12 protein-coding genes are annotated in these 12,431 nt (G+C 65.9%); 8 read left to right on the top strand and 4 right to left on the bottom strand.

Annotated features, from left to right (window positions below; translation table 11 throughout):
- Window positions 1–24 precede the first annotated feature (24 nt).
- From L7H23_RS11720 to L7H23_RS11685, 8 genes are all read left to right on the top strand, one after another.
- Complete coding sequence (locus L7H23_RS11720) at window positions 25–1,116, top strand: Zn-dependent alcohol dehydrogenase (protein WP_237836047.1); 1,092 nt, start codon at window positions 25–27, stop codon at window positions 1,114–1,116.
- Window positions 1,113–2,186, top strand: coding sequence for a phosphotransferase family protein (locus tag L7H23_RS11715; protein ID WP_237836046.1), 1,074 nt, complete (start codon window positions 1,113–1,115; stop codon window positions 2,184–2,186). The genes L7H23_RS11720 and L7H23_RS11715 overlap by 4 nt, the downstream gene beginning before the upstream one ends.
- A complete protein-coding gene (locus L7H23_RS11710) occupies window positions 2,183–2,959 on the top strand; it encodes an SDR family oxidoreductase (RefSeq protein ID WP_237836045.1) in 777 nt (258 codons plus the stop codon). Before L7H23_RS11715 ends, L7H23_RS11710 begins: the two co-directional genes overlap by 4 nt.
- Window positions 2,959–3,762, top strand: a complete 804-nt coding sequence (locus L7H23_RS11705; RefSeq protein WP_237839234.1) for an SDR family NAD(P)-dependent oxidoreductase — start codon at window positions 2,959–2,961, stop codon at window positions 3,760–3,762. The genes L7H23_RS11710 and L7H23_RS11705 overlap by 1 nt, the downstream gene beginning before the upstream one ends.
- 11 nt (window positions 3,763–3,773) lie before the next feature.
- A complete protein-coding gene (locus tag L7H23_RS11700; RefSeq protein ID WP_237836044.1) occupies window positions 3,774–4,721 on the top strand; it encodes an aldo/keto reductase family protein in 948 nt (315 codons plus the stop codon).
- Window positions 4,718–5,920: a serine hydrolase domain-containing protein gene (locus tag L7H23_RS11695; protein ID WP_237836043.1), complete on the top strand. Its 1,203-nt coding sequence runs from the start codon at window positions 4,718–4,720 to the stop codon at window positions 5,918–5,920. The genes L7H23_RS11700 and L7H23_RS11695 overlap by 4 nt, the downstream gene beginning before the upstream one ends.
- Before the next feature lie 61 nt (window positions 5,921–5,981).
- On the top strand, window positions 5,982–8,015 hold the full coding sequence (locus tag L7H23_RS11690) for a 3-hydroxyacyl-CoA dehydrogenase NAD-binding domain-containing protein (RefSeq protein WP_237836042.1): 2,034 nt from the start codon (window positions 5,982–5,984) through the stop codon (window positions 8,013–8,015).
- Window positions 8,016–8,159: 144 nt separating this feature from the next.
- On the top strand, window positions 8,160–8,396 hold the full coding sequence (locus L7H23_RS11685) for a hypothetical protein (protein WP_237836041.1): 237 nt from the start codon (window positions 8,160–8,162) through the stop codon (window positions 8,394–8,396).
- Here the strand turns inward: L7H23_RS11685 and mmsB are convergent.
- From mmsB to L7H23_RS11665, 4 genes are all read right to left on the bottom strand, one after another.
- Window positions 8,390–9,262 carry a 3-hydroxyisobutyrate dehydrogenase gene (gene mmsB / locus L7H23_RS11680; RefSeq protein WP_237836040.1) on the bottom strand — a complete coding sequence of 291 codons (873 nt, stop codon included), beginning with the start codon at window positions 9,260–9,262 and terminating at the stop codon, window positions 8,390–8,392. The two genes, L7H23_RS11685 and mmsB, sit on opposite strands and share 7 nt — an antisense overlap.
- A 120-nt stretch (window positions 9,263–9,382) precedes the next feature.
- The gene (locus L7H23_RS11675) at window positions 9,383–10,165 is read right to left on the bottom strand and encodes an enoyl-CoA hydratase-related protein (protein WP_237836039.1); all 783 of its coding nucleotides are present in this window, start codon (window positions 10,163–10,165) and stop codon (window positions 9,383–9,385) included.
- A gap of 76 nt (window positions 10,166–10,241) precedes the next feature.
- Window positions 10,242–11,288 (bottom strand): enoyl-CoA hydratase/isomerase family protein, encoded by a 1,047-nt coding sequence (locus L7H23_RS11670; RefSeq protein WP_237836038.1) that lies wholly within the window; start codon window positions 11,286–11,288, stop codon window positions 10,242–10,244.
- The gene (locus L7H23_RS11665; protein ID WP_237836037.1) at window positions 11,285–12,430 is read right to left on the bottom strand and encodes an acyl-CoA dehydrogenase family protein; all 1,146 of its coding nucleotides are present in this window, start codon (window positions 12,428–12,430) and stop codon (window positions 11,285–11,287) included. The genes L7H23_RS11670 and L7H23_RS11665 overlap by 4 nt, the downstream gene beginning before the upstream one ends.
- Window position 12,431 lies beyond the last annotated feature (1 nt).

The following is a 12,431-nucleotide window of genomic DNA, read 5'->3' as shown; positions in this document are numbered from 1 at the left end:
AGCAGCAGATTTCGGAGAGACACCTTGACCAAAGCCGCCGTTCTGATCGAGCCGGGCAAGCCGCTCGTCATCGAGGATGTGATCATCGACAAGCCGGGTCCGCACGAGGTGCTGATCCGCACCGCCGCGTGCGGGCTCTGCCATTCGGACCTGCATTTCATCGATGGCGCCTATCCGCATCCGTTGCCCGCGATCCCGGGGCATGAGGCGGCCGGAATCGTCGAGGCCGTCGGCAGCGAAGTGCGCACGGTGAAGCCCGGCGACGCGGTCGTCACCTGCCTGTCGGCCTTCTGCGGCCACTGCGAATTCTGCGTTTCGGGCCGCATGTCGCTCTGCCTCGGCGGCGACACGCGCCGTCCGGCGGGATCGGCGCCGCGCATCACGCGCCCCGACGGGTCGCCGGTCAACCAGATGCTGAACCTCAGCGCCTTCTCCGAAGCGATGCTCGTTCACGAACATGCCTGCGTGCGCATCGACCCAGACATGCCGCTCGACCGCGCCGCGGTGATCGGCTGCGCCGTGACCACCGGTGCCGGCACGATCTTCAACGCGTGCAAGGTGACCCCGGGCGAGACCGTCGCGGTCGTCGGCTGCGGCGGCGTCGGGCTCGCGACGATCAACGCCGCGAAGATCGCCGGCGCGGGGCGCATCATTGCGGCCGACCCGGTTCCCGAGAAGCGCGAACTCGCGAAGAAGCTCGGCGCGACCGACGTCGTCGACGCGCTTGCCGACGATGCCGCAAAGCAGATCGTCGAGCTGACCAAAGGCGGTGTCGACCATGCGATCGAGGCGGTCGGCCGCCCCGCTTCAGCGAGCCTCGCAGTCGCCTCGCTCCGCCGCGGCGGCACCGCGACGATCCTTGGCATGATGCCGCTTGCCGAAAAGGTCGGCCTCAGCGCGATGGACCTGCTCTCGGGCAAGAAGCTGCAGGGCGCGATCATGGGCGGCAACCGCTTCCCGGTCGACATCCCGCGCCTCGTCGACTTCTACCTCCGCGGCCTGCTCGACCTCGACAGCATCGTCGCCGAGACGATCCCGCTCGCCAAGGTCAACGAAGGTTTCGACAAGATGCGAAAGGGCGATGCCGCGCGGTCGGTGATCGTGTTCGACCAATGACCACGGGCATCGACGCGCAAAAGGCCTTCAGCGGCACCGTCGCCCCCGAAGGCGCCGACGTCCTCGACGAGGCGAAGCTCACCGCTTGGATGGAAGCGAATGTCGAGGGCTTCGAGGGTCCGCTGACGCAGGGCAAGTTCGCGGGCGGCCAGTCGAACCCGACCTACAAGATTTCGGCTCCGTCCGGGAACTACGTCCTCCGCCGCAAGCCCTTCGGCCCGCTGCTTCCTTCGGCGCACGCGGTCGACCGCGAATACAAGGTACAGGCCGGGCTTCACAAGGTCGGCTTCCCCGTCGCGCGCCAGTACGGCCTCTGCACCGACGACAGCGTGGTCGGCAGCTGGTTCTATGTCATGGGCATGGTCGACGGCCAGACGATCTGGGACGGGTCGATGCCCGGATCGACCCCGGAGAACCGCCGCGCCACCTATCACGCGATGATCGACACGCTCGCGGCGCTGCACAGCGTCGATGTCGAGGCGGCGGGGCTGTCGGACTTCGGCAAGCCCGGCAATTATTTCGGCCGTCAGGTCGACCGCTGGACGAAGCAGTACAAGCTCTCCGAAACCGAGACGATGGACGAGATGGAGCGGCTGATTGCATGGCTGCCCGCGACCCTGCCCGAACAGACACGCACCAGCGTCGTCCATGGCGACTATCGCATCGACAACATGATCTACGCCAAGGACCGGCCCGAGGTGCTCGCGGTGCTCGACTGGGAGCTGTCGACCCTCGGCGATCCGCTGGCCGATTTCACCTATGTCGCGATGGCGTGGGTGACCGAGAATGGCGGCCGATCGGGCGTGATGGATCTTGATCGCAAGGCGCTCGGCATTCCCGAGCTAGACGAAGTGGTCGAACGCTATTGCCAAGCCACGGGCCGCGACGGCGTCCCCGACATGAACTGGTATTTCGCGTATAATTTCTTTCGCCTCGCAGGGATCATGCAGGGGATCAAGAAGCGCGTCATCGACGGCACCGCCTCCTCTGCGCACGCCAAGGCGATGTCCGAACGCGTCCTGCCGCTCGCTGAAAAGGCGTGGGACTTTGCGAAAAAGGCCGGCGCATGAGCCTGTTCGACATGAGCGGGCAGGTCGCGCTGATCACCGGATCGTCGCGCGGCATCGGCAAGGCGACCGCCGAGGCGATGGCCGAACAGGGCGCGAAGGTCGTGATTTCGAGCCGCAAACAGGACGCGTGCGACACAACCGCGGCGGAGATCAACGCCCGCTTCGGCGCGGGAACCGCGATTGCGGTCGCGGCGAACATCTCGTCGAAGGACGACCTTCAGCATCTGGTCGACGAGACGCGCGGCAGCTTCGGCAAGATCACGACGCTCGTCTGCAACGCGGCATCGAACCCCTATTACGGCCCCGGCCTCGGGATCAGCGACGACCAGTTCCGCAAGATCATGGACAACAACATCCTGTCCAATCACTGGCTGATCTCGATGGTCGCGCCCGAAATGCTCGAACGCGGCGAGGGATCGATCATCATCATCAGCTCGATCGGCGGCCTCAAGGGATCGCCGATTATCGGCGCCTATGGGATTTCGAAGGCGGCCGACATGCAGGTCGCGCGCAATTTCTCGGTCGAGTTCGGACCGAAGGGCGTGCGCGTCAACTGCATCGCGCCCGGCCTGATCCGCACCGACATGGCGCGCGCGCTCTGGGAAAATGAAGAGAATCTGCGGCGCTCGACCGCCGCATCGACGCTGAAGCGCATCGGCGAACCGCACGAGATCGCGGGCGCCGCGGTCTTCCTTGCCAGCAAGGCGGGAGCTTTTACCACCGGCCAGACCATCGTCTGCGATGGCGGGGCCACGATTTCGGGAGGCGCATGATGGGCGCATTGGACGGCAAGGTTGCAATCATCACGGGCGCGGGGAGCGGCATCGGCCGCGCGAGCGCGCTGCGCTTCGCCGCCGAGGGCGCAAAACTCGTCATCGGCGACAAGACCGCGGCGGTGCACGAAACCGCGCAGTTGGTGAAGGATGCGGGCGGCGAGGCCGTCGCGCTCGAAATCGACGCGGGCGTCGAGGCCGATGTCGCGAAACTGGTCGCGACCGCCAAGGACAGCTTTGGCGGGCTCGACGTCGCTTTCGCCAACGCCGGGATCATCGGCGACATGGGCGGCATCTTCGATTTCGACCCCGCCGCGTGGGCCGAGACGCTGCGCGTCAACCTGATCGGCCCCGCGCTGATGGTGAAGCATGCCGGCAAGGCGATGGTCGACCAGGGCCGTGGCGGCGCGATCGTGCTGACCGCCAGCGTCGCGGGAATCAATTCGGGCGCCGGCCCGGGCGCCTACTCGGCATCGAAGGCGGGCGTGATCAACCTCGCCAAGGTCGCGGCGCAGCAGCTTTCGACCAGCGGCGTGCGCGTCAACGCGGTGTGCCCCGGCCTGACCGAGACGGGCATGACCAAGCCGACTTTCGACTATGCGAAGGCGAAGGAAGTCACGCACAAGCTCGGCCAGCTCAATCCGCTCCGCCGTGCCGCGCAGCCCGAGGAACTGGCGAATGTCGCGCTTTTCCTCGCGAGCGATCAGGCAAGCTATGTCAACGGACAGGCGATCGCGGTCGACGGCGGGCTGACAAGCTCGCACCCGGTCACGCGCCAGCTTCTGGGCCAGACCTCGCACTGAGGAGGAAGACGATGCAATATCGGCAGCTTGGCGACAGCGGAATCGAGGTTTCGGCAATCTGCCTCGGCAGCTGGCTGACCTATGGCGTCGGGGTCGATGACAATGCGGCGCGCGCCTGCGTCGATGCATCGTTCGACGCCGGGATCAATTTCATCGACACCGCGAACATCTATGGTCGCGGGGCAGCCGAAAGCTTTCTCGGCGACACGCTGAAGGGCCGCCCGCGCGACAGCTATGTGCTCGCGACCAAGCTCTTCTTCCCGATGACCGCCGAGGACCGCGGCCTGTCGGCGACGCAGGTCGCGAAGCAGATCGATGCGAGCCTGACGCGCCTCAGGACCGACTATGTCGACCTCTATCAGTGCCACCGCTACGACCCCGAAACGCCGCTCGAAGAGACGATGGACGCGCTTTCCGAGGTCGTACGCAGCGGCAAGGCGCGCGCGATCGGCTTTTCCGAATGGGCCCCCGACGAGATCGAGGCCGCGCTCGCGCTGGCGCCGCCGTCGGTCAAATTCGTATCGAGCCAGCCGCAATATAATCTGCTCTACCGCCGCCCCGAGGCGAAGGTGATCCCGATCAGCATGGCGAACGGGATCGGCCAGATCGTCTGGTCGCCGCTCGCGATGGGCGTGCTCAGCGGCAAATATGCGCCCGGCGCCGAACCGCCCGCGGGCAGCCGCGCCGCGAGCGAGGACGAGCAATATATGCAGCGCTATCTCGCCGACCCCGTCCTCGAGGCGGTGCAGCGGCTGAAGCCGGTCGCCGAAAAGGCAGGATGTTCGATGGCGCAGCTCGCCATCGCATGGGTGGTCGCACAGCCGGGAATCACGAGCGCGATCATCGGCGCGAGCCGGCCCGAACAGCTCAGGGAAACCGCGGCCGCGGCCGACCTTGCCATTGACCCCGCGCTGCTTGCCGAAGCCGCCGCCATTCTCGAAGGAGTCCGCGTGACGTGAGCCACGGATTCGATATCAAACGCCTCGACCGCATTCCGGCCTTTCTCGACGCCAAATATGTCAGCACAGGCCGCCTGCCGCACGCCGCCACGCTCGTGTCGCGGCGCGGCGAGATCGCGCATCGCTCGGTGATCGGCGAGGCGCGGCCGGGCGAGGCGCTGAAGGACGATGCGATCTTCCGCATCGCCAGCATGACCAAGCCGATCACGAGCATCGCGTTCATGATGCTGCTCGAAGAGGGCAAGGTCGCGCTCAGCGATCCGCTGGTGAAGTTTTGCCCCGAGTTCAGGGATACCGGCGTCTTCGTCGCGGGCGGCGGCAATGTTCCCTTCCTCACCCGCCCGCCGGCGCAGCCGATCCGGATGGTCGACCTGCTCCGCCACACGGCAGGCCTGACCTACAGCTTTCAGGAGCGCACCCCGGTCGACGCCGCCTATCGCAAGACGAAGATCGACGATTTCGATGCCGACCTCGACATGGACGGCTTCATTGCCGCGCTCGCGAAAATCCCGCTGCAGTTCGATCCCGGCGCGCACTGGAATTATTCGATGGCGACCGACGTGCTCGGCGCGGTGATCGAGCGCATCGAGGGCAAGCCGTTTGCCGATGTTCTGCAGGAGCGCATCTTCAGGCCGCTCGGCATGGTCGATACCGGGTTCAAGGTGCCCGCCGACCAGCAGCATCGCCTGACCGACGCCTATGCCTTCGACCCGAAGGAGAAAATGAAGGGCTTCGACGCCGGCGACCGCAGCCGTTGGGCGAAGGACCGCAGCTTCCATTCGGGCGGCGGCGGGCTCGCCTCAACACTCGACGACTATCACCGTTTCTGCCTGATGCTGCTCGGCGGCGGCAAGCTCGGCGATACGCGCATCGTCAGCCGCAAGACGCTCGATCTGATGACGTCGAACCATCTCGTCGGCGGCGGCGACCTGACGCAGCACAGCGTCGGTATCTTTTCCGAGGACGAGAATGCCGGGGTCGGCTTCGGCCTCGGCTTTGCGGTCACACTCGATCCCGCACGCGCGGGCATCCCGGGATCGGCGGGCGACTTTTACTGGGGCGGCATGTTCTCGACCGGTTTCTTCGTCGATCCGGTCGAGGAGATCTGCATGGTCTTCATGACCCAGCTGATGCCCTCTTCCACCTATCCCGTCCGGCGCGAGGTCAAGACGCTCGTCCACGCCGCCATCGACGACTGAAATGCAACACCACCTTTCCGTTCGCCATGCGCGGGCGGTCCATTGATCGAAGGAGTCTCCCATGTCCGATGAAACCCCCGTCAGCGTGACGATGCAGAAGGACGGCGACGTTGCCGTCGTCATCGTCAACAATCCGCCGGTGAACGCGCTGTCGTGGCACGTCCGCGAGGGCCTCAAGACCAATTTCGAAGCCGCGCTTGCCGACGATGGCGTGAAGGCGATCGTGCTGCGCTGCGACGGCGCGACCTTCATCGCCGGCGCCGACATCAGCGAGTTCGGCAAGCCGCCGCGCGGTCCCGACTTCAACGCGGTGCTCAACATGATCGAAGCCGCATCGAAGCCCGTTGTCGCCGCAATCCACGGAACCGCGCTCGGCGGCGGGCTCGAGACCGCGCTCGTCTGCCACTATCGCGTCGCGGTCCCGTCGGCGAAGCTCGGTGTACCCGAAGTGAAGCTCGGCCTGCTGCCCGGCGCAGGCGGCACGCAGCGCCTGCCGCGCATCGTCGGCGTCGAAGCCGCCGCGACGATGACCTCGCTCGGCGATCCGCTCCCCGCATCGAAGGCGAAGGACCTCGGCCTCGTCGACCAGCTCGCGGGCGAGAACAGCCTGGCCGCCGACGCAATCGCCTTTGCCCGCGCGAAGATCGCCGACGGCCCGCGCCCGACACGCGAACGTGCCGTGTTCGGCGACGTCGCGGTGATCGAGCAGCTCAAGACCGCCAATGCCAGGCGCTGGCGCGGGTTCGAGGCGCCTTATGCGAACCTCGCCTGCGTCGAGGCCGCGACGAGACTGCCCTTCGACGAAGGCCTCGCCTTCGAGCGCGAGCAGTTCATGAAGCTGATGTTCGGCAGCCAGTCGGCCGCTCAGCGTCACATCTTCTTCGCCGAGCGTCAGGCCGCGAAGATCGACGGCCTGCCCAAGGATACGCAGCTGCGCGACATCAAGAAGGTTGGCGTCATCGGCGCCGGCACGATGGGCGGCGGGATCAGCATGAACTTCCTGCAGAAGGGCATCCCGGTCACGATCGTCGAGATGCAGCAGGAAGCGCTCGACCGCGGCGTCGGCGTGATCCGCAAGAATTACGACGCGTCCGCCGCCAAGGGTCGCTTCAAGCCCGAGCAGGTCGACCAGATGATGGGCATCCTGACCCCGACGCTGAACCTCGACGATCTCGCCGATTGCGACCTGATCATCGAGGCGGTCTATGAGGACATGGGCGTCAAGAAGGATATCTTCGGCAAGCTCGACACGATCGCCAAGCCCGGCGCGATCCTCGCCTCGAACACCAGCTACCTCGACGTCAACGAAATCGCGACCGCGACGAGCCGTCCCGGCGACGTGCTCGGCATGCACTTCTTCTCGCCCGCAAACGTCATGAAGCTGCTTGAGGTCGTGCGCGGCGACAAGACGGCCGACGATGCGCTGGCGACGGCGATGGCGATCGGCAAGAAGATCGGCAAGGTCGCCGTGGTCGCCGGCGTGTGCGACGGCTTCATCGGCAATCGCATGCTGAAGCCCCGCCAGCTCGAGGCGATGAAGCTGCTGATGGAAGGCGCCACCCCGGCGCAGGTCGACAAGGTTCATGTCGAATTCGGCATGCCGATGGGCCCATTCCAGATGAGCGACCTTGCCGGCGTCGACATCGGCTGGCACCGCGATCCGAACCGCATCGAGAGCATCCGCGACGCGCTCTGCGCCGAAGGCCGCTGGGGCCAGAAGAAGCAGGCGGGTTTTTACGACTATGACGAAAAGCGCAATCCGTCGCCCAGCGCACGCGTCGAGGAAATCATCGACGAGTTCCGCAAGAAGGCGGAGGTCGAGAAGCGCGAGATCACCGATCAGGAGATCATCGAGCGCACGCTCTATCCGATGGTCAACGAGGGCGCACTGATCCTTGCCGAGGGCAAGGCGCAACGCGCGAGCGACATCGATGTGGTGTGGATCTATGGCTATGGATGGCCGGTGTATCGCGGCGGCCCGATGTTCTGGGCGGGCCTCGAAGGCACCGACAAGATCGTGGCGGCGCTGGAGAAGCATGGCTTCGACATCGCACCGCTGCTGAAGGAAAAGGCCGACGCGAAGACGGGCTTCTGATCCTTTAATCGGCAAGCAAAGCAGGGCCGCCTGTCCCACGCCGGGGCGGGCGGCCTTTGCTTTGTTGCGAAGCCGGTATGGGCGGGGCGAACCGGGGGCGATTCAGGGTTAAAACCATGGTCATGGCTGCCGTTACGGCAAAGCATGACCGCCATGTCGCTGATTGCAGCCCTGCTCCTCGCCGGAAGCTCCTCGACGCCGCCGGCCGCGGCGCCGCCGCAGGCTACCGCAGTCGGCGTGGCGCGCGCGCGCATATTGGCGCCGGCCGAGGTACGCCGCGTCGGCGACCGGCTGGAGATCAAGACCGGCGACCGCAAGGCACCGACACAGGTGCATCGGACCGAACGCCGCGACGGCGGAACAACCGCCGACTTTTACTGAAGCGTCTTGATGATCGCCGAGAAGTCACGGCCATCCTTGTCGGCCTCGACGAAAGCCTCATAAAGCTCGCGCGCCTTCGTCCCCATCGGGACGTCGGCATCGACGCTCGCCGCTGCCTCCATTGCCAGACGCAGATCCTTGAGCATCAGCGCCGCGGCGAAACCACCCTTGTAATCATTGTCGGCGGGCGTGGTCGGCCCAACACCGGGAAGCGGCGCGTAGCTGGTGAGCGACCAGCATTGCCCCGACGAGACGCTGGCGATGTCGAAAAAGCGCTGCGGATCGAGCCCCAGCTTCTGCGCGAGCGCGAGCGTCTCGCACGTCGCGATCATCGAGGCGCCGAGCAGCATGTTGTTGCAGATCTTCGCGCCCTGCCCCGCGCCCGCGTCACCGGCGTGGATCACGGCCTTGCCCATTGCGGCAAGAATCGGTTCGGCGCGCGCAAAGGCGTCGTCGGTGCCACCGACCATGAAGGTCAGCGTGCCCGCGTTGGCGGCCGCGATACCGCCCGAGACGGGGGCGTCGACCGCGACGAGGCCTTTGGCAGTCGCGGCTTCGATATTCGATCGCGCGGTCGCGACGTCGATCGTCGAGCAGTCGAGCAGCAGCGTCCCCGGCGCGGCGTTCGGGAAAACGTCGCCTTCATAGACGCCCGCGACATGCTTGCCCGCAGGAAGCATCGTTACGACCGCCTCGGCGCCCGTCACCGCTTCGGCAGCCGATGCAACGCGGGTGCAGCCAGCTTCGACGGCGCGCGCGAGCGCTTCTTCGCTGAGGTCGAAGGCGCGCACCTCATGCCCCGCCTTCGCAAGGTTCGCAGCCATGCCGCCGCCCATGTTGCCCAGCCCGATAAATGCGATTTTCATTATCTCTCTCCCCTCCCGCTTGCGGGAGGGGCCGGGGGAGGGCCTGTCCCGAATATTGAACTGGTGGAGAGGAAACAGACCCTCCCCTAACCCCTCCCGCAAGCGGGAGGGGGACCGGGCTCACCGCCCCTTCCACACGCCTTCGCGCTTCTCGATGAAGGCGGCCATGCCTTCGGCCTTGTCCTCGGTCGCGGCGAGAATCTGGAACAGGCGGCGTTCGTAGATGAGGCCCTGATCGAGCGTCGTTTCGAACGCGGCGTTGACCATGTCCTTGTTCACCATCGCAGCCATCGGCGGCATCGACGCGATCGTGGTCGCGGTCTTCACCGCTTCGTCGACCAGCGTCTCATGCGGCACGACGCGTGCGACGAGCCCCGAACGCTCGGCTTCGGCGGCGTCCATCATGCGGCCGGTCAGGCACATTTCCATCGCCTTCGCCTTGCCGATCGCGCGCGTCAGCCGCTGCGACCCGCCCATGCCCGGCGCGACGCCGAGCTTGATTTCGGGCTGGCCGAATTTCGCCTTGTCCGACGCAATGATGAAGTCGGCCATCATCGCCAGCTCGCAGCCGCCGCCGAGCGAGAAGCCGTTGACCGCGGCGATCCACGGCTTGCGGACCTTCTTCACAAAGTCGCTCGTCCATTTCGAGAAGAAGTCCTCGAGGTAGAAGTCGGCGGCCGGCTTGTCGGCCATTTCCTTGATGTCGGCGCCCGCGGCGAACGCCTTGTCGCCCGAGCCGGTGAGCACCGCGCAGCGCTGGCTGTCGTCGGCTTCGAATGCCGCGAAGGCCGCGATCAGATCGTCGAGCACGCCCGAGTTCAGCGCGTTGAGCGCCTGCGGACGATTGAGCGTCACCAGCGTGACGGCCCCGCGCGTTTCGACGAGGAGGGTTTCGTAAGTCATTCGGCAATCTCCTTCGTCATTCCGGCGAAGGCCGGAATCTCAACGGTGAGGCCCCGGCCTCCGCCGGGGCGACGGCTTAGGTTAGAGGGGTCCATTTCTCGGATTCGGGCTGCGGCGCGAAGATCGCGTCGATCCAGTCGTCGGTGACGGCTTCGGGGGTCGGCGGGTCCCATTTCGGGCTGTTGTCCTTGTCGACGATCAGCGCGCGGACGCCCTCGATGAAATCGTGCATCGCGACAACGCGGCTGCCGATCGCATATTCCTGCGTCATCTGCGCCGCGAAATCGTGCATTTCGGCGCCTTCCCTGAGCTGGCGAAGCGCGACCTTGCAGGTCTGCGGCGACTTGCTGTGGAGAGCAGCCAGCTCCTTTCCGGCCCATTCGCCGCCATCGGCTTCGAGCGCGGCGAGGATGTCCTCATAGGTGTCGCTCGCGAACAGGCGGTTGATCTTGTCGATCTGGCCGGTGATCGCGGCCGGCGGCGCGGTAACCGACAGCTCGCCCAAAATGCCGCCGATGCGGTCGGGGTGCTGCGCGATGCGGTCCTTCGCCTCGGCGAGCTTCTCCGACGGCAGATAGTGGGTCGCAAGGCCGAGCGCGACGCATTCGGCGCCGTCGAGCCGCGCGCCAGTGAGTGCGAGGAAGACGCCGACGCGGCCTTCGAGCCGCGGCAGATACCAGCCGCCGCCGACGTCGGGGAAGAGGCCGATCCCGGTCTCGGGCATCGCGAAGCGCGTATGCTCGGTCGCGACGCGATATTTCGCCGGCTGCGAAATCCCGACCCCGCCGCCCATCGTGATGCCGTCCATGAAGGCGACGACGGGCTTGGGGTAGGTGAAGAGCAGATGGTTGAGGCGATATTCGGTGTGGAAGAAGAGGCGCGCTTCGGTTCCGTCTTTCGCACCGCTCTCCGCGAGCATGCGGATGTCGCCGCCGGCGCAGAAGCCGCGGCCCTCGCTATGGTCGATGATCACCGCCTCGACGGCGTCGTCATCGCGCCATTTGAGCAATGCCTCGATCATCGCCTGGCACATCGGCAGGTTGAGCGCATGGATCGCTTTGGGACGATTGAGCGACAGGCGGCCGACGCGGCCGTCGACGCTGATCAAAACATCTTCGGTCATTGGCGCAGCAGGTCCCTTCCAACGATCATCCGCATCACCTGGTTGGTGCCTTCGAGGATCGAGTGGACGCGCAGGTCGCGCCAGAAACGCTCGATCGGATAATCACGCAGATAGCCATAGCCGCCGAAGAGTTGGAGCGCGTCGTTGACGATCTTGCTGCCATTGTCGGTCGCGAGCCGCTTCGCCATCGCCGAGAAGCGCGACTTGTCGGGGGCGTTCGCCGTGACCTTCGCCGCCGCGAGATAGAGCAGCGCGCGCGACGCTTCGAGGTCGGTCGCCATGTCGGCGAGCATGAACTGGGTGTTCTGGAAATCGGCGATCGGCTGCCCGAACTGCTGGCGGTCCTTGGTATAGGCGATCGCCTCGTCGAGACAACGCTGCGCGCCGCCGAGCGAACAGGCGCCGATGTTGAGGCGGCCGCCGTCGAGCCCCGCCATCGCGAAGCGAAAACCGTCGCCCTCGGCGCCGACCAGATTTTCCACCGGCACGCGGCAGTCCTCGAAAATCACCTGCGCGGTCGGCGAGGCATTCCAGCCGAGTTTCTTCTCGGGCGCGCCGAAGCTGAGGCCGGGCGTGTCCTTTTCGATGACGAGGCAGGAGATCCCCTTCGACTTTTCCTCGCCGGTGCGAACCATGCAGACATAGATGTCGTTGTAACCCGCGCCCGAGATGAACTGCTTGGTGCCGTTCAGCACATAATGGTCGCCGTCCTTCTTCGCGGTGGTCTTGAGCGCCGCGGCGTCCGAGCCCGAGCCGGGTTCGGTCAGGCAATAGCTCGCGATCTTCTCCATGCTGACGAGCTCGGGCAGGAAACGCGCCTTGATCTCCGCGCCGCCGAAGCGGTCGATCATCCACGTCGCCATATTGTGGATCGAGACATAGGCGCTGGTCGCGGGGCAGCCATAGGCCATCGCCTCCATGATCAGCGCGGCTTCCAATCGGCCAAGCCCGATGCCGCCCGATTCCTCGGCCACGTAGATCGCTCCGAAGCCGAGTTCGCCCGCCGCTTTCCAGACCTCGACGGGATAATGGCTTTTTTCGTCCCACTCCGCCGCGAAGGGCGTGATGCGGTCGGCGGTGAACTTGCGCGCCATGTCCTGAATGGCGAGCTGGTCGTCGGTAAGCTGAAACTGGTCGGTCATG

This window comes from Sphingopyxis sp. BSN-002 (assembly GCF_022024275.1).
Taxonomy (GTDB): Bacteria; Pseudomonadota; Alphaproteobacteria; order Sphingomonadales; family Sphingomonadaceae; genus Sphingopyxis.
Note: the sequence above shows the minus strand (reverse complement) of the source record. Positions and strands in the feature narration are given on the sequence as shown.